Below are 17696 nucleotides of genomic sequence, written 5' to 3'. Positions count from 1 at the left end.
TCCGACATGGAGAGCCGGGGATTGGCAAGAGGTGGCACGCAATATCACGCGCACACCCCTTGTCATGATGACTATCATACCTATATCGGCGCGCCCGCCGGCGGTCTCAACCGAGCTTCCAGCCGACCTCCTGCGTAAAGCTTTCGTAGAAGGCGCGGTCATAGGCCTGCTCGGGCGTGGCGCGCACGCGTTCGTCCAATCGCCTGGCGTCCTCGCCGACGAGGATGCGCCAGCGCTCCGCCTTGACCCCGTCGAGAATGATCTTGGCCGCTTGCGCGGCCGTCGTCGGCGCATCCTCCAGGAAGCTGCGGGCGCGCTCGGCGAACGCCGCCTGAATGTCCTCGTCCGACATCCTGTCGGCATCCGGCACGCCCGCCGCGACCATGCGCTTGCGGGTCAGCGCGACCTCGTCGGCATTGAGTCGCTCCGAGCCGTCGGCGCTCTGCACCTTGCGCGAATTGGAGACGATCGAGGTGCCGATATGGCCGGGCATCACCACCGAGCATTTGACGTGCGGCGCGTGCAGGCGGAGGTCGTTGATCAGGGCTTCGGTGAATCCCTTCACCGCGAACTTCGCCGAGCTGTAGGCAGTGTGCGCCTGGTTCATGCCGATCGAGGCCCAGAAGCCGTTGACGCTCGCGGTGTTGACGATGTGGGCCTCGTCCGCCGCGACCAGCATCGGCAGGAAGGTGCGCACGCCGAGATAGACGCCGCCCCAGCAGATGTTGAAGGTGCGTTCCCACTGCTCGCGCGTGTTGGTGAACAGGCTGCCGCCGCCGCCGATGCCGGCATTGTTGAACAACAGATTGACGCGATCGGTCTTCTGCTGCTCGGCGAGCTCGTCGCGAAACCGTTTCAGATGATCCTCGATCGAAACGTCGGCGACATGCGTGGTGACGCGCAAGCCTTGCGGCAGCTTCTCGGTCTCGCACAGCCGCTTGGTCTCGGCCATGGCCGCTTCCGAGACGTCGCACATCGCGACGTTGCAGCCCTCGGCCACCAGCTGCCGCGCGAGCTCGCGCCCCATACCCGTGCCGCCGCCGGTGATGACCGCGATCTTTCCAGCAAAATCCTTCATGGGACTGGAGTCCCTCCCTTGTCGGTATGTTTCTTCGTCGCCGCGCCGTTCGCCGACGCGCGCGCAAAATGTAGCAGCGCTGCACCGGCAGGTAAAAGCAGGCGCCCGCGGTGGCCGACATCGCTTATTTCGGCGGATGGACTATTCCGACGTTTCGTCGCGCCGCTGCCCCTCCGAGCCACACCCCCGCAATCGGACATAACCATCCGGTTCCCGTATTTGTCCGGCTTCGGTTTATAGGCAAATTTTTTACAATCCGAATCATCAAATGGACACCGGACGCTGGGTCGAGTCGGCCAGGCCAGCGTGTTGTTTGCGTGTCACAGGCTCTGGCACTCCGCTTGCATCCTCTTCGTGGTCCAGAACTACCGATGAGGTGACAGGAATGTTCGTGACCGTCGTAGCCGTGCTCTGCCGGCTTAGCGCAGCTAGCTCAGGCAGTTGCGTCGAGGAAATCGTGACCGACAGCAACATGACGCCCGAGATTTCGATGATGCAGTGCGCGGTCGGCGCACAGGCACCCCTTGCGAAATGGATGGGCGAGCATCCGATCTATCACGCCAATTGGCGCCTCGAGCGCTTCAAATGCGTGCCGGGTCACTACGAGATCAAGGGCCACGCCTGAAGATCCCGCAAAACTACTGACGCGAAGATAGAAGACGACGAGGAAACGCCCCGGAGGCCGCCTCCAATGGGCCCCGCGCCAGTCGACACGACGGCGCATCCCTGTGACAACGGTCACACGCCTCTCACGCCACCGCCCGCAAAATCATCGCCCGCGCGCGCCGGCCCTCCGGCGTCGGCATCAGCGCATAATTGTGCGGCTGGTCGCGGAGCAGATGCAGATCCACCGGCACGCCCACCGCCCTCGCCCGCTCCGCCAGATCGACGCTGTCGGGATAGAGCAGATCACGCGTGCCTGAGAAGATCGTCATGGGCGCGAGGAAGCGGAACGCGCCGTTGAGCGGACTGACGAAGGGGTGGCCGACATCGAGCTCGCCGGCATATAGCCTGGCAGCCTCGACGATGCCGGGAATGTCCTGGACCGGATCGCGCGCGGCGATCTCGATCTGCTCGGGACGGCTGACCGAGGCGTCGGCCGCCGGCGAGATCAGCATCAAGCGCGCCGGCTGTCGGTGCCCGCGATCGCGCAGCCATTGGCAGGCGGCGAGCGCAAGGCCCGCGCCGGCGGAATTGCCGACCACCGTCACCTTTGCGGACCCGGCATCCTCCAGCAGCATCCGCAGCAGCTCGGAAGTCCTTGGGACAAGGTCCTTCGCGGTGGCGCGCGGCGCCAGCGGATAGATCGGCACGACGCAGACGACGTTCGCCTTGCGCGTCATCTCGCCGACAAAGCGCCAATGCGCCGGCACGATCTCGTTGATGTAGCCGCCGCCATGCAGGAACATGACGAAGTTGCAGCCCTCATGGCCCGACGCCGGCGCGGTGTAATAGACCGGCCAGCCGCCCATCCTGGTCAGGATCGCTTCGACGCCGCGGCCAAGCCCGGTCGGCTCGAACGAGGCCGGCTGCAAGGCAAGCTTCTGCACATGCGCCTGCACCGCTTCGGCGGAGGCGAGCTGCTGCTTGTAGGGGAGCTGCCGCAGCACCGCGTTGAACAGACGGCTCTGCAGGCTCGGCGTGGGATCGTGGTTGCGCGGCGCGCACATCGCAGGACAAAACTGCAGGGACGACACAAGTCTTGCGACGCTCATGGTCCGTTCTCCGCCTGGCTTTCGCATCCATATGGCGACGAAGATGGTTGCGAGAAGGCCGCCATAGGCAGATATAATGCGAGCATTCGCTCGCTTTTCCTACTCGCATTCGGATCGCAATGCCATGGCCCGCACGCCACCGACAAATCCGCGCAAAAACGCCTCACAGGCGCGCTCACGCGCCACCGTCGACGCGCTGGTCGAGGCGACCGCTCGCATTCTGGTCCGCGACGGTTTCGAGAAGGCGAGCACCAACCGCATCGCGGAGATCGCCGGCGTCAGCGTCGGCTCGCTCTACCAGTACTTTCCAAGCAAGGAAGCCCTCGTCGCCGCTGTGATCGAGCATCACAACGAGGAGATCATGGGCATCGTCCGCGCCGCCCTCGTGGAAGTCGCCGACCTCCCGATCGAGAAAGCCGTGCGAAAACTCGTCACCGTCGCGATCGAAGCCCACCGCATCAACCCGAAACTGCACCGCGTGCTCGCCGAGCAGATTCCCCGCACCGGCCAGCTCAAAGACGTCGAAGCCTTCAACCGCGAGGTCCAAACCCTCGTGCGCAGCTATCTCGAAAGCCGCCGCAAGGAGATGCGCAAGGTCGATTTGGATGTAGCGACCTTCATCTGCGTCAGCGCGATCGAGTCGGTCGCGCACAACACGGTGCTGCACGGAGCCGAGATGCTGTCGGAGAAGATGGTGAAGGTGCTGGTGGACGAGACGACGCGGCTAGTGGTGGGATATTTGAGGTAGGTGGAACGATGCCCGAAACCTGGACGCGCTTGCTGGACTGCGAGGCCTAGTCGTGTTCGCTGTCGGGGCCATCACGCCTCTCCGGCTTTCGGCGTGGAAGGGAACGCCGGCTTTTCCCAAGGCTCCCCGCGCCTCAGCCCGTCGGCCAGCGCGCACGCGCATGCGGCCAGCAACGCCTCCCCCTTGTCCCGCGAGCTGCGTCTGGCGTCCCCTGCAACGCCAGTCGAAGTCACCTGCTCGAACGACACAAACCGCTTCAGCGTCGGCACCAGCGACGCAACAACGTCAAAGGCCGGCCCCTGCGCTTCCCCGAGACGATCGGCATCGACCAACTCGGGACATGCGGCCATCATCATGGACGTTTCAGCTTCGCATGCGTGCATGAGACCGGGCTGATCCTCCAGAATACTCGAGATCGCCTCCCGGGCCGCCATGAAATAGGTCGCTGTCGCGATCGGCGCATTCAGCTCACGCGTCAGATCTGTCGTGATCGCAGCCAAGGCCGCGATGTTTCCGGCATGTCCGTTGACAAGAACGATCTTGCGAAAGCCGGCCTCCAACACGGAGCGGCACAGGTCCCTCAAGAGCAGATAATATGTCTGAAGCGTCAGCGAAAACGTCCCTCCGAACGGGACATGGTGGTCAGCCAAGCCACACCATACCGTCGGTGTGACCACGACGGGCAGTTCTGAAGTCAACAAGCCAGCCACCCGTCGGCACACGTTCGTCACCAGCATGTCGTCGACGCCGGTCGGCAAGTGCGGACCATGTTGTTCCGTTGATGCGACGGGCAGAAGCACAATCGCGTCCCGCGCAGCGAGCGTTCGCAGAGTGGCCGCATCCAAGCAATTCCAAGTCGTGCATGCCATGACCATCATTCCGACGATATGACGACCGCGCCGGCGGCCCGGGTTACTTCTTGACCAACGGGCATTCGCTCTCGCTCAAGGGAAAGTAAGCCTCGCTACTCGGCACGGTTTTGATGATGTCATAGTAATCCCAGGGGGCGGTGATTTCCGACGGCTCCTTGACCTGCGCCAGGTAGAAGTCGTGAATAAGCTTTCCGTCTTCCCTGATGGTCGCTCCTCTCGCGTAGAAATCATCAATCGGGGTGGCACGCATTTTCTCCAGAACCGCATCGGTCGCGTCAGTACCGGCCGACATGGCGGCCTTGAGATAATGCAGCACGCCGGAGTAGGTGGCCGCCTGCGGCTCAGTCGGCATTGCGTTTCGAAGTTTGAAGAAGCGTTGCGAGAACGCTCTCGTTTCCTCATTCCGAGCCCAATACCATGCAGTCAGAGTGGTCAGACCTCGCGCGGTCTGGGCCCCCATGGCATGCACGTCGCTGATGAACATCAGTTCGGCGATCGGCTTCTGAGCGCCTGCGGTCATGCCGAACTCGTTCCATTGTTTCATGGAGTTTACGAGTTGGTCGCCGGCATTGGCGAAGGCGACGACCTTGGCACCAGAGGCTTGCGCCTGAAGAAGGAACGACCCGTAGTCGGCATTCCCGAGCGGATGGTAGACGGCCCCGAGGGCCTTGCCGCCGGTCGAGGCAAGCACTCGCTGCGACTCGAGCACCATGTTCTTCCCAAAAGCATAGTCGGCGGCGATGAAGTACCAGCTATCGAAGCCTTGAGAGACGAGTGTTCGAATTGGCCCTGCTACGAGGTTGTAGGAATCATGAAGCCAGGCCAGGCCTGTTTTGGTGCATTGTTTGCCGGTCAATTCGGTCGTCGCGACTGACGTATAGATGACGATCTTGTTCTTGTCTCTTGCCTGCGATTGGATGGCCAGCCCGACAGCCGAATTGCCGACATCCGCGACCATGTCGACGCCTTCGACATCGAACCATCTGCGCACGATGCTTACGCCTATATCCGCCTTGTTCTGATGGTCGGCCGATACGACCTCAACCTTGACCGAGGGATTCGTCCTCTGAAAGTCCTCAACCGCAAGCTTGGCCGCTACGACTGATCCCGGTCCATTGATGTCGGATAGCGGACCCGTCTGATCGTTGATGATACCGATCTTGATGAGGCCGCCTGAGAACTCCGCGGCATCGGCTTGGCCACAATGCGATCCGAACGCGATGATCGCCAGGAGAGCCGTCACGCGGGCACCTCGCCGCCCCTGACATCGCACCAACAATTCCTGCTTAGACCCATGGCTGGTCATTCGACGCTCCCAATATATGTCGCGTGGTCGCTTCAAGATTGCTGCCGTGAAGTCTGCCGTCGTGCGAAATGACATGGGCGTCGCAGCTGGTGGTCCGCGACCCCTGGCCTTGCCGCTTCCTAAGCCGGCACCGCCTTGCGCGACCGGAGCTTTTCCGCAGCCTGATCGACGGCGGCCTGACGCGCGCGGAGCCAGGGCAGCGAGGCTGATTTGATCTCCGACAGGAGCTCCGGAGGAGCGTTCTGGACCGTGAGATCGAACGGCGGCTCAGGTTGATATTCGAGGAACAGCTGCAACCTTTTCGCGACGTCCTCGCCGCAGATTTCGGCGGCGACCCGGAAAGCGAAATCCACCCCGGCCGTGACCCCTCCCCCCGAGATGCGATTGCGGTCGACGACGACGCGCTGGTCGACGGCGATGGCACCGAACGAGGCCAGCATGTCCCGCATCAGCCAATGGCAAGCCGATTCGTAACCCGTGAGAAGGCCAGCCGATCCCAGCACGAGGCTGCCGGCGCAGACAGACGTCACATAGCGCGCCGAACCACCCTTCTCGCGGACGAAGGCAATCACCTCGTCATCGCTCATGATCGACGTCATGCCCGGACCGCCGCCGATACAGAAAATGTCGAGGTCGGGGCACTCGCTGAACGTCGTTGTCGGCAGCAGCGGCAGTCCGACGTCGCTGACGATCGTCTCGATACGCTTCCAGAGCAGATGAACCTTGGCGTTCGGCAATCGGGCAAGAACCTCGAATGGCCCCGTCACATCAAGCTGGGTCATACCCGGGAAGCAGACGATCCCGATTTGAATGGGCTTGTCGGACATTTGTCGCCTCTTCCTTTGACTGATGCCGTCTCGTTCTTTGACTGGACGATGTTGACAGCCGCCGGACTTTGCCGAAATGTCAATCTACACGCATTTTCTGCCAAGGCTGCCATGCCCGCCGCTTCCCCCCGACGTCTCGTCTTCGTCTTGTTCGAGGATGGGCTTCTGCTCGATTTTGGAGGGCCGCTTCAAGTCTTTGAGTTGGCTTGCGAAAATGACGCATCGAATCCGCCTTACGTGTGGGAGATCTGCTCCGCCAACGGGGGGCTTGTTCGGACCTCCGCCGGCCTTGAACTGATGACGCGACCACTCCCTGTCGATTTGGAGGGCATCGACACCCTGGTCATCGGCGGTGGGCCCGGCGTTCACCGAGCCGCCACAGATCTCAAGCTCATCGCATTTTTTCGCTCGGCCGCTCCGCACGTCAGGCGCATCTGCTCGGTCTGTACGGGAGCATTTGTCTTGGCGGCAGCCGGCCTCCTTGCTGGTCGTCGCGCCACGACGCACTGGGGCTCATGCGACTTGCTGAGGACCCGCCATCCCGACACCACGGTCGAAGTCGATCCCGTGTTCGTTCATGACCGGGGCATCTGGACGTCGGCGGGTGTCACCGCCGGTATCGATCTGGCGCTCACGCTTCTGGAGGACGATTTGGGCCATCGCGAAGCGATGAGGGTCGCGCGAAGATTGGTGGTCTTTCTCAAGCGACCTGGAGGCCAAGCCCAGTTCAGTGTGCCGCTTTCAGTACAATCGTCCGACCATCCGGCATTTGAGGAGATCACCGCCTGGATCCAAGACAATCTGGGAGGAGACCTGCGCGTCGAACGATTGGCCGAGCAGGCGAAGATGAGCCCTCGCACCTTTGCCCGGCTATTCCGGAAAAGAACAGGTCAGTCCCCCGGCAAGACCGTTGAGGAATTTCGTGTCGAGGCGGCACGGCGGGCTCTCGAGGAATCCGAAGCCAGTATCAAGGAAATCGCTGTCCGTGCCGGCTTTCAAAGCGAAGAGCACATGAGACGGGCTTTCCGTCGGCGTTTGAGTGTTCTGCCGAACGAATATCGCGCCAGGTTTCACGCAGGCGGTGATCAGCTTCGCGAGCCGATAGCAGGGCAATAATCGGCTCAGCTGTCCTGCGCATTATGCTGAGCTGCATAGATAGGAACGCGCCATCGCCGGAGCACTTGCGTGATGGCAGCCTTCGGCAATCCACCCATCAAAATCTTACGGGTTTTGATCATCCCGCTAGATCGCCTCCATCCTCCCGCCGATGAAAAGGCGGCCATGCCCCGTATGACCAACCCCCAAAACCAATTCGGAAAACCGACATCCCCCCAATGACTTCGGTACTGTGCATGGGGTTGTTTTTGACATTTCCACTTTTAGCACCTCGTCGGGCAGCGATGTCGCGCAGCGCAACGCCGGCAGCAGGCTCGCGCCAACAGTCAATCCACCCGACAGATGCTTTGAAAAAATGGTCGGAGCGAGAGGATTTGAACCTCCGACCCCTAGTCTCCCAGATTAGCGCTGAACTTTGATATCGTTAGACTTTTCTGCAAACCGCCCGATTCCGGCGGTATTGAAATCACAGCGCTTTTGACCCCCGCTGCAAACCCGTTGTCCGCAACGGTCAAGTGCATGACTTCGACTCAAACACGGTCCGCACGTCGTCTTTGCTCCTGAACTCCGTCTGCTGCAGCGCGAAGTTGTAGAGCAAGAAGCCGGAGGAGTTAGTGCGAAGAATGATGCGATCAATGCAAGTGCCGCTCACCAATATCAAAGATTGCTGATTACGCGGCTCCGAGATTTCGCTAGCGGCCCAAAAACTTCCCGATGAATAAGAGAAGTTCGCTGCCGCGATCACTGTCCAAATGCCGAAGGCCTTAAAACTAGTTGTGCCTTCCTGAAATCCCGTCCACAGGCTGAGCAAAAAAACTCCCTGAAGAATTGCGATCGGTAACAATGCCAGGGTGAAGCTGTGACTCTCGATCATAGACCCCAGCACGTAGGGGATAACTAGCAGGGCAATCACAGCCAGGATGTTGTAAGGCACCTCTAACGTGTCGAGAGCGTTCCAATTCTTGATAGCCCAACGCTTAAGATCGCCGGCAACGTCCCCGGGCAGGATGGAGAAATAGAATGACAGGATTACATAGCAACCAATAGCAGCGGTCAGATACTGGAGAATTGCGATATTCGATCCTATCAGATCAGCAAACGAAAAAAGTTGTAAGAACTGCCCTTTTAGCCGCGAGAAGTAGCCTGCATTGAACGAAGCAATGCACAAGACGTACAACGCGGACAGTCCTGCGATGACCTCACCAAATGTGAATTTAGGCGCGTCCTGACTGTAGACGGTCTCGTCGTCGTGTGCATAGGGCATTGAAATTGTCTGGGTACAATTACTGGCGTCCGCCGAATCGCATTCAACCTTACCGAGCGCATGCTTTCAACAAGAAGGCGTAACTCCCCGCGCCTTCTTAACAAAATTCGTTCGCACCAGTGCTCAGCTAACCGCGGAGCCCTCGACTGCTGCCAACAGCGCCGCGCCATAGATTTCCTTCGGCCAGTAGTCGCCATCCACGCCCAGGCAGTGCTTGACCTGATCGGCGGTCATCCGTCCGCTGCACGGGCACGGCTCAAGATGCGCCAACCGCTCAGCCAACCCGGGACGGTCATGCAACAGCGGTCCCATTGCAATCTTGATCAGCTCAACGTCGCCCTGCCCGGCAACCTTGGTCGTCCGCTCGACAATGAGCGCGTAAAGTCCGTTCGGCAAAAAGCTTTCAGTTGTCATGTCAGCCCCATGTGTGATGCAACGGAACCGAAATGAATCGATTTGCGAGCTGGCAGCAAGCGGTCGACTTCGACAAAGGCGAAAATGTAAGTTGGTGCTGATATCGACCGCGAACGATATCCGGATGTTGGCGGCTGAAAATATTTTCGATGCAAGCCAACGCTTACAGCCCAGCGACCACCCGCAAATTTCCCAGGGTGACCGGGGCGATCCTGTAACGCAGCGTTACTGACCGGGGCGATTTGCGGCGTTACATGACCGGGGCGATTTGAGGCCGAGCGTTACATGACCGGGGCGATTTTCAGCCTTATCTAATTGAAAGCACAAGAAATCATGACCGGGGCGATCCTGTAACGCTGTGTCGTCTAAGTAAGAGAAGAGAAGTAAGAGGGTATATCTATTAGATAGTCGGCGCGGCGTTACAGCCACCGCCCTGGTCAGCCCACCTCCGGAATGGAAAACTGCTCCCGGAATGCAAACTCCTCCGCCGCCGTCGCGCCTGTAAGTATACAATTTCGACAATCCGAAATTCCGCTTGCGCGCAATTTGAAACCGTGAGATTATATTTGCGTCGGTGATCGCTCGCGAGAAAACGCGATCACGACTTCAGAGCAAACAAAGGGGAACTACACCACGCATCCGCAATTCAGCGGACGCGCAAACCCCTTTGGTCTATGTCTCTCACGTCGCGCCTCAAACAACTGATCGGACTCGAAACCAAGTCAGGCATCTCCTCGCCTGAGCCTTGGCTTGTCGAGATGTTCGGCGCGAGCCCAACCCTTTCAGGCGTGACCGTCTCGCCTTACTCCGCCATGTCCTGCGCGCCCGTCGCGTGCGCGGTGCGATCAATCAGCGAAGCGGCGGGCTCACTACCGCTCCACATCTATCGCAAGCTTGATGACGGCGGCAAAGAGAAAGCCCCCGAACACCCGCTCTACGCGCTCCTGCATGACGCGCCGAATACCTTCAGCCCCGCTGCCCTATTCCGCACCCAGCTCATGGCCGACGCGCTGTTGCAGCCGCACGGCGGCTTCGCGCTCATCAATCGCGTTGACGGTGGCAAGCCCGCTGAGCTGATCCGGCTTGATCCCCGGACCAACCCGGTAGCTGTTGACGACTCCGACGTTGAGCCGACTTACAAGCTCGATGGTCGCGAGATCGCGGGTACGGACCTGATCCATCTTCCGACCCCGGCTTATGATCCGCGCAAAGGCCTGGTCGGGGAAGGTCGCGAAGCCATCGCGCTCGCCCTGGTTTTGGAGCGCCATGCAGCGAGGCTGTTCGGTAAGGGCGCCCGCCCCAGCGGCGTCCTCACGGCCAAGGGCAACGCCACCCAGGAAGCGCTCACGAAAGTCGCCACGGCCTGGAATGCTGCTCACGGCGGCAACAAATCGGGCGGCACGGCAATCTTGCCCGGCGACTTCAACTGGCAAGCGCTAACGCTCAACAGCGTTGATGCTCAGTTCCTTGAAATGCGCACCTATGCGGTCGCGGAGATCGCCAGACTTTGGCGCGTCCCGCTGCATATGCTGATGCAGGTTGACCGCGCTCAGCCGCGATCGATTGAAGCCATCGGCCAAGAATTCCTCTCGCAGGCTCTACTGCCCCGACTGAAGTCTTTCGAGCAAGAGCTTGAGTTGAAGCTTCTGCCCCCGGAAGAGCGCAAGCAATACTGTATTGAATTCAACGTTGACGGCTTCGCCCGCGCCGACCTTCTCGCGCGCGCCCAGGCGCTCAGCGCTACTGTATCCGCTCGCATCCTGAACCCGAACGAAGCCCGCCAACTTGGCTTTGGCTATCCCGCCTATGAAGGCGGCGACATCTTCGAAAACCCCAATACCAGCTCAGCGCATCAGGGCGGCAAGCTCAACGGCAACGCCCAAGCGGAGGCCGCATGACGATGCGTTTAGTCCACCTGCACGGCAAGCTCGGCAAAGAGTTCGGCGCGTCCCATCGCTTTGACGTAGCGACGGCCGCTGAAGCGTTGCGCGCGCTCAACTGCGCTTTCCCCGGTCGCTTCGTCAAATCGCTTGAGCACGGGGCTTATAAGCTCGTGCGGGGCGACAAGCGCAGCGGGATGCAGCTCGACATCGATCTGATCAACCAGTTCAATCTGGGTCAAGCCGACCTGCACGTCATTCCGGTCGCAAAGGGCGCGGCCTCCAATACTGCGAAGGGCACCACCAAGATCGTGCTCGGTGCGGCCCTTGTCGGTGGCGCAATCTTTCTGTCAGGCGGCACACTTGCCACCCCGCTTGCGGCTTCTGGCATTTTGAGCGGTACAACTTACGGCACCTTGGCCGCGCTCGGTCTCGGTCTTGCGCTATCCGGCGCTTCTACTCTGCTCACCAAACCTGCCGGCGACCAAGCCCAGGCATCCAATTCGCTCAGCGTGAACGGCGGCAACATCGGCAATTCGGGCAAGCAAGGTAACGCCGTTCCTCTGATCTACGGCGAGTGCTTTGTCGGATCGACCCCGGTTCAAGCGTGGTCGGATGTGGAAGATATCAGCGTCTATGCCGACAACGCCGGCTCAATCGAGACCGCCTTTGGGGAGGCCGGTTGATGACTGATCTGTCTTACATCGCGTTCTTTGGCGATGGCGAACACACATTCCGCCTCACCAAGCGCGAGATTGAAGAGCTTCAAGTCAAGTGCGGCTCCGGTATCGGCGCTATCGCCAATCGCCTATTCGCGCGCAACTTCGCCCAGGCCGACATCAACGAAACTATCCGGCTTGCCCTCATCGGCGGCGGCATGACGCCCAAGCGCGCGCACGAGCTAATCGCGACCTATGTCGAAGGCCGCCCCCTCATCGAAACATACGAACTTGCCGCAAAGATCCTTGAGCGGACGTTGTGCGGCAATCCCAACGAAAAGGAAACTTCAAAGTGACTTTTGCCACCGGCACGCCCGTTAACGACGCCAACCCGCTGCCGATAGTCGTGACAAGCGACGGCTCGCGCGTCGATTACAGCGCGGCAGCGACCATTGCCAATGGACAAAGTCTCTCCGCGCCTATCGATCTGGCAAACCACGCACTGGCGAGCATCGAATTTCCGAGCGCGTGGACGGCTGCCGTGATCACGTTCCAAGTTAGCAGCGACGGGGTGACCTATCGCGATCTCTGGGACGAAAATGGCGAAGTCTCTTTTCAAGCAGCAGCGAACCGCGCCATCCGCCTTGCGTCATGGGGATGGTTCGCCATTCGCTACTTGAAAATCAGAAGCGGCACGTCGGCGGCGCCGGTCGCGCAAGCTGCCGATCGCGTCGTCAATCTTTACAGCGCCTATCGGAATAACTGATGGACCGCCTAGAGATCAAAGCAACGCTGAGCGTCAGTGACGAAGGCGAGATCACCGGCATCGCTTGGCCGTTCAATGCTGGCCCAGACAGCTATGGCGACCTGATTCAGAAAGGCGCCTTCAACATCGCTGTCACCGACATGCCCATTCTTTTCAATCACGACCCCAGCGACCTCATTGGCACCTGGACGGAAGTGAAAGAAACGGAGGAAGGCCTGATAGTGAAAGGCAAGCTGCATATGGATCGGCCGCGCGCGCGATCTGTGCTCGCCATGATCCGGGGCCAACTCGCCAGCGGTCTCAGCATCGGCTTCCGAACCAAAACCGCGATCAAGCAAGGCGCGCGGCGTCTCATCACCGCACTGGACGTGTTCGAAACGTCGATCGTGCGCAACCCCGCCCATCCGCGTGCCCGGGTAACCGGCACCAAATCCGACGACGCGGCGCGTGCCGTGGCCGATCTCATCAAGCGTTTCACGGCAACGCTGAAATCCTAGGAGCTAGACGACCCAATGAAAACTGCCCATGCACTCGAATTCAAGGATACCGGCGAGGCCGACGACCCGATCGCGTCGGTTGCTAAAGAGCTGGCGGACCTGAAAGCCGCCCTCGAAACGAAGGCCGCAAACGACAACACCAAGCTCACCGAGCGTTTGGACCGCATCGAGGCAAAGGTGAACCGGCCCGGCAATCGTGCCGCGAACGACAATGAGCCCGGTCTCGAAACCAAGGCGCTGAACAAGTATTTGCGCGGCGGTGCCGGCGCCCTGGACGACCTTGAGCGCAAGACGCTCAATCTTGGCACCACCACGGCGGGCGGATACGTCGTCAGCCCGGAATACGGCAAGAGCGTGCTGGAGAAGGTGCGCCAGTATTCGCCGCTTCGCGGTCTCGCCAGTGCTATGACCATCGGCACCACCGAAGTCTACATTCCGACGCTGGAAACCGACGCGGACGGCGAAGGCTGGGTCACGGAAACCGGCAACCGCACCGCTACCGAGCCGGTATTCGGCCAGCTCAACATCAAGACGTTCGAAAACGCCCGCTATATCCCCATCAGCCAACAGTTGTTGGAAGATGCGGATATCGACCTGCTTTCGTTCGTCGCGGGTCATATCGCCAAGATCACCGGCAAGGTGGAAGCGAAGGCTTTCATGATCGGCGACGGCAACGGCAAGCCGACGGGCCTGCTCAATACTCCCGCGAACTATGCATTCGTGAACGCTGCGGCGGACGGCTCCGACATCGTCACAGCACTGATTGACGCATTCTACAAGCTGCCCGGCGCCTATGCGGCCAACGGCTCTTGGATGATGCGCCGCGAGACCATGGGGCTCATTCGCAAAATGGCCGACATCGTCATCGGCACCAAAGGGCCGATCTGGTCGGATGGCCTCGCCAACGGCACCCCGCCGACGCTCTTGGGCCGCCCGGTCTATGAGTCGATCGACATGAGCCTTCTGCCGGCGACGACGGGCACAACCTACCCGGTGGTGTTCGGTGACATGGCGTCTGCTTACCAGATTGTCGATCGCGTCGGTCTCGCCGTTCGCACCGATGACCTGACGGGCGCGGATAACGGTATCGTCAAGGTTCGCTGGCGTCGTCGCGTCGGCGGCAAGCCGCTTCTGAGCGAAGCGGCCGTCGTCATCAAGTCGACGAAGCCCTAATGGTTATGCCGCTCGCAAATGACGAATTGGTCATCACGCTCTCGCCAAGCGTGACGCTGACCTTGCGCCCGTCTTTGCGGGCGGCATTCCGTCTCGCTCATTCCTACAGCGGCTTTGAGTCGCTGTTTCAGGCAATCAGCGAAGGCAATCTTACGGCAATTTCCGACCTAATCACCATGACCTGCGCCGATCAATTGGGCTGGGCTGAATATGCCCGCAACGAAGACCCGAGCATGATCCCTGCCCTCATGGCAGCGCGCGAACAGCTTCTCGCATTCATTCCCGCCCTATGCGGCGTCACTAACAGCGACTCGGAACCTCAGTCCGGTGAGCCTCTGTCATTCGAGGAGTATTTCACCCAGCTTTACCAGATCGGCACCGGCTGGCTTGGATGGACGCCGGAAGCGACCTGGGCCGCAACAGCGGCAGAGATCATCAACGCTAAGGAAGGTCGCGTTGAAATGCTTGCGGCCATCTTCGGCAAGCGCGACGACACCGAGACAATAGACGCGACCAAGGGCATGCCTGCCGATCTCCGCAAAGAGATCAACGCCATTGGAAAGGGTCGCTCCTAATGCCCTTCAAACCCCGTCGCGTCTGTAGCTGCGGCAAGCTCGTTTGGGCAGGCGAGCTTTGCCCCTGTCAGGTCAAGCGCAAGGCTGAGGCTGATCGCCTCCGGCCCAACGCACACCAACGCGGCTATGACTCCAAGTGGCGCCGCGAGAGCAAAGAATTCCTTGCCCTACCCCAGAACCGGTTCTGTGCATGTGGCTGTGGTCGCATCGCGGATTGTGTCGATCACAAGGTTCCCCATCGCGGCGACATGAAGCTTTTCTGGGACCGCACCAACTGGCAGCCCCTCGCCAGCTCGCCTTGCCATGCCAGCCGCAAGCAATCGAGGGAGCGCACACATGGCTAACCCAGAGCAGGCCCTTTGGCGCGCCGTTATCGCCCAAGCCATTGCCGACGCGTCCGGCAAGTCGGATTGCACCACGTTCGAGCGCCGAACGGCTCATGACTGGCTGCTCAGGTCCAATGGCAACTTCAATCGCGCGTGCGCGCTTGCCGACCTTGACCCCGATTATACCCGCAAGCTGGCACAGCAGCGCATCGAGCAACGCGCCGACAAGGCAGCTGTGAAGTCCGCAAAGGCTACCGAGAAGTCAGCAACCGCCACTCCAAAGGCCAGTTCCACCCGGCTCCGCAAAGGCCAGCTCTACGAATTCGGCGGTAAGCGCCTAACCATCCTGCAATGGGCCAAAGAGATCGGGTGCACTTACCCCGTGCTCTACTACCGGATCAGCAATGGTTGGCCGATCGAACGCGCCCTCACCACACCCTTTCGAAAGATGACCAGGAACACCGAATGCCAGCCCGCACCCTGACCCACAACGGCATGACCCAGACCATCAGCGCTTGGGCCAAGCACACCGGTCAATCACCTCAGTTGCTCTACTGGCGTCTGAGCCAAGGATGGACCATTGAGCGCACACTGACCACACCGGCACGCAAGCACACGTCTCGCCCTACCCGCAGCGCTATATTCGAGACTGAGTTTCACAAGCTTGTCTGCACGATCGATGGCGCGTTGCGCATCTACCGCAAGCGCGTCGGCTCGCTTGCGTTGGAAGAGCTAGACCGGGGGGCCACCAAAATGTTTCCGCGAAGTCGCTGCGACCGGTCCACTCCCGCCGCATAAGACAGCAGTTTTCTGGAGTTTTTCGACCATGCCCGGCATCACCCTGGACCAAGCCAAGGCCCACCTGAACGTCACGTTTGACGCTGACAACGCCTTACTTACGGACAAGCTGGCGGCGGCTAAGGCGTGGGTTGGCGCCTATACGGCCTCCGATGTGGATGCGGACGGCACCCCGGCCCCGGTGAATGAAGCCGTGCTCCAATTGACCGCACACCTCTATCAGAACCGGGAAGCATCATTGGTCGGCGTGACGGCTACCGAATTGCCGTTCGGTTTCCTCGACCTTTTGGCCCCCTATCGTGCGTTCTGTTTCGGCTGATGACTACTTCTGATCCCTCATTGATCCTGCAAGAGGCCATTCGGGCGCGCCTGATCGCGTCCGAAGAGCTTCTGGCGTTGGTGCCTCCGGACAACATTCGGGACGCTACGGGGCGCCCGGAGATCATGCCTGCAGTCTACGTCGGTGAGGGCAGCACCAACTTTGGGCGTTGGAACGCCACTAGTCAGCAGACCTTGCATGTCTGGTTTCAGGAACCCGGCTTGGAGAAGTGTAAGCAGGCCGTGTCCGCGATCGTCGCCGCCTTGAGGATGGACGCCCAGGTTGATGGCGTGCTGCACCTCGACGGCTGGGACTGCCACGACCTCACAGTGACCCTCACCCGGTTCATGCGCGATCCGCACGGCTCTTTCTCGCACGGCGTTATCTCGGCCGCCGGCATCATGAAGGTGGCCTAACATGCGCGCGGGTAACCTTGACCGCCTCATCGAAATTCAACGCCGCACCACCGGCCTGAAACTCAACGGCACGCCCATTGAGACGTGGGCCACGTTCGCCACCATGCGGGCACAGTTGCTCAAGAATGCCACCGATGACCGAGAGGACGCACGCGGGCACACCACCGACGCGGTGCTGACCTTCCGCATGTACTATTTCGCCAGCCTCAGCCTCAATGACCGGCTGCTCTATGAGGGGCAGCAATACGACGTGAAGCAGATCACCGAGATCGGCCGCCGCGTCGGGATGGACGTGACTTGCGAGCGCGTTGGGTAGATCATGAACCTATTGCAAGAATGCTATCATTGTCCTGATCTGATTGCCCGCGTCGTCCGTAACATGCTCAAGTTCGCTGGCTATAAACCTCAGACTTTGCAGCTCTTCCGGCGTCGCATCCCAAGCTTTGAGATCCCAGACAACGTGATCTACCACGCCCTTGAGTTGCTTAAAATCGTACAATTGCGCTTGGATGTCCGCCAGCCGTTGTGCGGTAGGCGGAGGAAAAGCGTCGAGGTTTTGCCAAGCTTCAACGAGCGCCTCAGGTGTCTCAAAGTCTATCGTCTTCATCTCCAGCTTGAAGGCTTTAGATGTAACGCGGGCTGGAATTTTGTCCCTCAGCATTTCAGCTTGGTGTCTCAAAACCTGCATCGCGAATTCGAGCCGCAAGCACAGTCCGAGCGCCTTCCGTTTGTCCTGGCGTTCAACGATGTGCCTATCAAACTCCACCTTCGCCATTGCAGCCTTGTAGGCCAAGGTCGCGGCGCCAAGCGCTACGAACGACGCCATGAGCGGCTGCCAATCTTTAAGAACGAAATTGGTGGGGCCAACCGTCAGCCATACAGCAAGGATCGCAGAGAGCAGCAAAAACGCAAAGGCGAGAAGGTCATATCGCTGATTCATTTCGACA

23 protein-coding genes are annotated in these 17696 nt (G+C 60.2%); 15 read left to right on the top strand and 8 right to left on the bottom strand.

What is annotated here, in order from left to right:
• Positions 1 to 106 precede the first annotated feature (106 nt).
• Positions 107 to 1078 carry an SDR family oxidoreductase gene (locus tag XH83_RS15400; RefSeq protein ID WP_194407792.1) on the bottom strand — a complete coding sequence of 324 codons (972 nt, stop codon included), beginning with the start codon at positions 1076 to 1078 and terminating at the stop codon, positions 107 to 109.
• A gap of 385 nt (positions 1079 to 1463) precedes the next feature.
• Here XH83_RS15400 and XH83_RS15395 point away from each other — a divergent pair, with 385 nt between their 5' ends.
• Positions 1464 to 1703 (top strand): hypothetical protein, encoded by a 240-nt coding sequence (locus tag XH83_RS15395; RefSeq protein ID WP_194407791.1) that lies wholly within the window; start codon positions 1464 to 1466, stop codon positions 1701 to 1703.
• 124 nt (positions 1704 to 1827) lie between these two features.
• Here XH83_RS15395 and XH83_RS15390 read toward each other — a convergent pair whose 3' ends face one another.
• Positions 1828 to 2793, bottom strand: coding sequence for an alpha/beta hydrolase fold domain-containing protein (locus XH83_RS15390; RefSeq protein ID WP_194407790.1), 966 nt, complete (start codon positions 2791 to 2793; stop codon positions 1828 to 1830).
• A 124-nt stretch (positions 2794 to 2917) separates the two neighbouring features.
• Here XH83_RS15390 and XH83_RS15385 point away from each other — a divergent pair, with 124 nt between their 5' ends.
• Complete coding sequence (locus XH83_RS15385; protein WP_194407789.1) at positions 2918 to 3541, top strand: TetR/AcrR family transcriptional regulator; 624 nt, start codon at positions 2918 to 2920, stop codon at positions 3539 to 3541.
• A gap of 71 nt (positions 3542 to 3612) precedes the next feature.
• Here XH83_RS15385 and XH83_RS15380 read toward each other — a convergent pair whose 3' ends face one another.
• From XH83_RS15380 to XH83_RS15370, 3 genes are all read right to left on the bottom strand, one after another.
• Entirely contained in the window at positions 3613 to 4341 is a 729-nt protein-coding gene (locus XH83_RS15380; RefSeq protein WP_246776474.1) for a creatininase family protein, read from the bottom strand.
• A 112-nt stretch (positions 4342 to 4453) separates the two neighbouring features.
• A complete protein-coding gene (locus tag XH83_RS15375) occupies positions 4454 to 5719 on the bottom strand; it encodes an ABC transporter substrate-binding protein (RefSeq protein WP_194407788.1) in 1266 nt (421 codons plus the stop codon).
• A 119-nt stretch (positions 5720 to 5838) separates the two neighbouring features.
• A complete protein-coding gene (locus XH83_RS15370; RefSeq protein ID WP_194407787.1) occupies positions 5839 to 6546 on the bottom strand; it encodes a DJ-1/PfpI family protein in 708 nt (235 codons plus the stop codon).
• A 48-nt stretch (positions 6547 to 6594) separates the two neighbouring features.
• Here XH83_RS15370 and XH83_RS15365 point away from each other — a divergent pair, with 48 nt between their 5' ends.
• On the top strand, positions 6595 to 7662 hold the full coding sequence (locus tag XH83_RS15365) for a GlxA family transcriptional regulator (RefSeq protein ID WP_246776473.1): 1068 nt from the start codon (positions 6595 to 6597) through the stop codon (positions 7660 to 7662).
• Positions 7663 to 8173: 511 nt separating this feature from the next.
• Here XH83_RS15365 and XH83_RS15360 read toward each other — a convergent pair.
• Positions 8174 to 8926, bottom strand: coding sequence for a hypothetical protein (locus XH83_RS15360; protein WP_194407786.1), 753 nt, complete (start codon positions 8924 to 8926; stop codon positions 8174 to 8176).
• A gap of 123 nt (positions 8927 to 9049) precedes the next feature.
• Positions 9050 to 9340, bottom strand: a complete 291-nt coding sequence (locus tag XH83_RS15355; protein ID WP_194407785.1) for a hypothetical protein — start codon at positions 9338 to 9340, stop codon at positions 9050 to 9052.
• Between the two features lie 674 nt (positions 9341 to 10014).
• Here XH83_RS15355 and XH83_RS15350 point away from each other — a divergent pair.
• From XH83_RS15350 to XH83_RS15295, 12 genes are all read left to right on the top strand, one after another.
• A complete protein-coding gene (locus XH83_RS15350; protein WP_194407784.1) occupies positions 10015 to 11238 on the top strand; it encodes a phage portal protein in 1224 nt (407 codons plus the stop codon).
• Positions 11235 to 11906, top strand: coding sequence for a tail assembly protein (locus XH83_RS15345; protein ID WP_194407783.1), 672 nt, complete (start codon positions 11235 to 11237; stop codon positions 11904 to 11906). The genes XH83_RS15350 and XH83_RS15345 overlap by 4 nt, the downstream gene beginning before the upstream one ends.
• Entirely contained in the window at positions 11906 to 12235 is a 330-nt protein-coding gene (locus XH83_RS15340) for a gene transfer agent family protein (protein ID WP_194407782.1), read from the top strand. Before XH83_RS15345 ends, XH83_RS15340 begins: the two co-directional genes overlap by 1 nt.
• The gene (locus XH83_RS15335; RefSeq protein WP_194407781.1) at positions 12232 to 12645 is read left to right on the top strand and encodes a hypothetical protein; all 414 of its coding nucleotides are present in this window, start codon (positions 12232 to 12234) and stop codon (positions 12643 to 12645) included. Before XH83_RS15340 ends, XH83_RS15335 begins: the two co-directional genes overlap by 4 nt.
• Entirely contained in the window at positions 12645 to 13142 is a 498-nt protein-coding gene (locus XH83_RS15330) for an HK97 family phage prohead protease (protein WP_194407780.1), read from the top strand. Before XH83_RS15335 ends, XH83_RS15330 begins: the two co-directional genes overlap by 1 nt.
• 15 nt (positions 13143 to 13157) lie before the next feature.
• The gene (locus tag XH83_RS15325) at positions 13158 to 14315 is read left to right on the top strand and encodes a phage major capsid protein (RefSeq protein ID WP_194407779.1); all 1158 of its coding nucleotides are present in this window, start codon (positions 13158 to 13160) and stop codon (positions 14313 to 14315) included.
• The gene (locus tag XH83_RS15320) at positions 14315 to 14890 is read left to right on the top strand and encodes a hypothetical protein (RefSeq protein WP_194407778.1); all 576 of its coding nucleotides are present in this window, start codon (positions 14315 to 14317) and stop codon (positions 14888 to 14890) included. The genes XH83_RS15325 and XH83_RS15320 overlap by 1 nt, the downstream gene beginning before the upstream one ends.
• A 336-nt stretch (positions 14891 to 15226) precedes the next feature.
• On the top strand, positions 15227 to 15700 hold the full coding sequence (locus XH83_RS15315; protein ID WP_194407777.1) for a hypothetical protein: 474 nt from the start codon (positions 15227 to 15229) through the stop codon (positions 15698 to 15700).
• Positions 15682 to 16014: a hypothetical protein gene (locus XH83_RS15310; protein WP_194407776.1), complete on the top strand. Its 333-nt coding sequence runs from the start codon at positions 15682 to 15684 to the stop codon at positions 16012 to 16014. Before XH83_RS15315 ends, XH83_RS15310 begins: the two co-directional genes overlap by 19 nt.
• A gap of 28 nt (positions 16015 to 16042) precedes the next feature.
• The gene (locus tag XH83_RS15305; protein ID WP_194407775.1) at positions 16043 to 16333 is read left to right on the top strand and encodes a head-tail connector protein; all 291 of its coding nucleotides are present in this window, start codon (positions 16043 to 16045) and stop codon (positions 16331 to 16333) included.
• Positions 16333 to 16749, top strand: coding sequence for a DUF3168 domain-containing protein (locus XH83_RS15300; protein ID WP_194407774.1), 417 nt, complete (start codon positions 16333 to 16335; stop codon positions 16747 to 16749). The genes XH83_RS15305 and XH83_RS15300 overlap by 1 nt, the downstream gene beginning before the upstream one ends.
• Before the next feature lies 1 nt (position 16750).
• Positions 16751 to 17065 (top strand): phage head closure protein, encoded by a 315-nt coding sequence (locus XH83_RS15295; protein ID WP_194407773.1) that lies wholly within the window; start codon positions 16751 to 16753, stop codon positions 17063 to 17065.
• Between the two features lie 9 nt (positions 17066 to 17074).
• Here XH83_RS15295 and XH83_RS15290 read toward each other — a convergent pair whose 3' ends face one another.
• Positions 17075 to 17689: a hypothetical protein gene (locus tag XH83_RS15290; protein ID WP_194407772.1), complete on the bottom strand. Its 615-nt coding sequence runs from the start codon at positions 17687 to 17689 to the stop codon at positions 17075 to 17077.
• Between the last annotated feature and the right edge of the window lie 7 nt (positions 17690 to 17696).

The organism is Bradyrhizobium sp. CCBAU 53351 (assembly GCF_015291745.1).
Classification (GTDB): Bacteria; Pseudomonadota; Alphaproteobacteria; order Rhizobiales; family Xanthobacteraceae; genus Bradyrhizobium.
This window is presented reverse-complemented; position numbering and strand designations above follow the sequence as displayed.

Bases quoted from the DNA above. Each gene is read 5' to 3' on its own strand.
- XH83_RS15400 (WP_194407792.1), bottom strand. From the start codon at position 1,078: ATGAAGGATTTTGCTGGAAAGATCGCGGTCATCACCGGCGGCGGCACG.
- XH83_RS15395 (WP_194407791.1), top strand. From the start codon at position 1,464: ATGTTCGTGACCGTCGTAGCCGTGCTCTGCCGGCTTAGCGCAGCTAGC.
- XH83_RS15390 (WP_194407790.1), bottom strand. From the start codon at position 2,793: ATGAGCGTCGCAAGACTTGTGTCGTCCCTGCAGTTTTGTCCTGCGATG.
- XH83_RS15385 (WP_194407789.1), top strand. From the start codon at position 2,918: ATGGCCCGCACGCCACCGACAAATCCGCGCAAAAACGCCTCACAGGCG.
- XH83_RS15375 (WP_194407788.1), bottom strand. From the start codon at position 5,719: ATGACCAGCCATGGGTCTAAGCAGGAATTGTTGGTGCGATGTCAGGGG.
- XH83_RS15370 (WP_194407787.1), bottom strand. From the start codon at position 6,546: ATGTCCGACAAGCCCATTCAAATCGGGATCGTCTGCTTCCCGGGTATG.
- XH83_RS15365 (WP_246776473.1), top strand. From the start codon at position 6,595: ATGTTGACAGCCGCCGGACTTTGCCGAAATGTCAATCTACACGCATTT.
- XH83_RS15360 (WP_194407786.1), bottom strand. From the start codon at position 8,926: ATGCCCTATGCACACGACGACGAGACCGTCTACAGTCAGGACGCGCCT.
- XH83_RS15355 (WP_194407785.1), bottom strand. From the start codon at position 9,340: ATGACAACTGAAAGCTTTTTGCCGAACGGACTTTACGCGCTCATTGTC.
- XH83_RS15350 (WP_194407784.1), top strand. From the start codon at position 10,015: ATGTCTCTCACGTCGCGCCTCAAACAACTGATCGGACTCGAAACCAAG.
- XH83_RS15345 (WP_194407783.1), top strand. From the start codon at position 11,235: ATGACGATGCGTTTAGTCCACCTGCACGGCAAGCTCGGCAAAGAGTTC.
- XH83_RS15340 (WP_194407782.1), top strand. From the start codon at position 11,906: ATGACTGATCTGTCTTACATCGCGTTCTTTGGCGATGGCGAACACACA.
- XH83_RS15330 (WP_194407780.1), top strand. From the start codon at position 12,645: ATGGACCGCCTAGAGATCAAAGCAACGCTGAGCGTCAGTGACGAAGGC.
- XH83_RS15325 (WP_194407779.1), top strand. From the start codon at position 13,158: ATGAAAACTGCCCATGCACTCGAATTCAAGGATACCGGCGAGGCCGAC.
- XH83_RS15320 (WP_194407778.1), top strand. From the start codon at position 14,315: ATGGTTATGCCGCTCGCAAATGACGAATTGGTCATCACGCTCTCGCCA.
- XH83_RS15315 (WP_194407777.1), top strand. From the start codon at position 15,227: ATGGCTAACCCAGAGCAGGCCCTTTGGCGCGCCGTTATCGCCCAAGCC.
- XH83_RS15310 (WP_194407776.1), top strand. From the start codon at position 15,682: ATGCCAGCCCGCACCCTGACCCACAACGGCATGACCCAGACCATCAGC.
- XH83_RS15305 (WP_194407775.1), top strand. From the start codon at position 16,043: ATGCCCGGCATCACCCTGGACCAAGCCAAGGCCCACCTGAACGTCACG.
- XH83_RS15300 (WP_194407774.1), top strand. From the start codon at position 16,333: ATGACTACTTCTGATCCCTCATTGATCCTGCAAGAGGCCATTCGGGCG.
- XH83_RS15295 (WP_194407773.1), top strand. From the start codon at position 16,751: ATGCGCGCGGGTAACCTTGACCGCCTCATCGAAATTCAACGCCGCACC.
- XH83_RS15290 (WP_194407772.1), bottom strand. From the start codon at position 17,689: ATGAATCAGCGATATGACCTTCTCGCCTTTGCGTTTTTGCTGCTCTCT.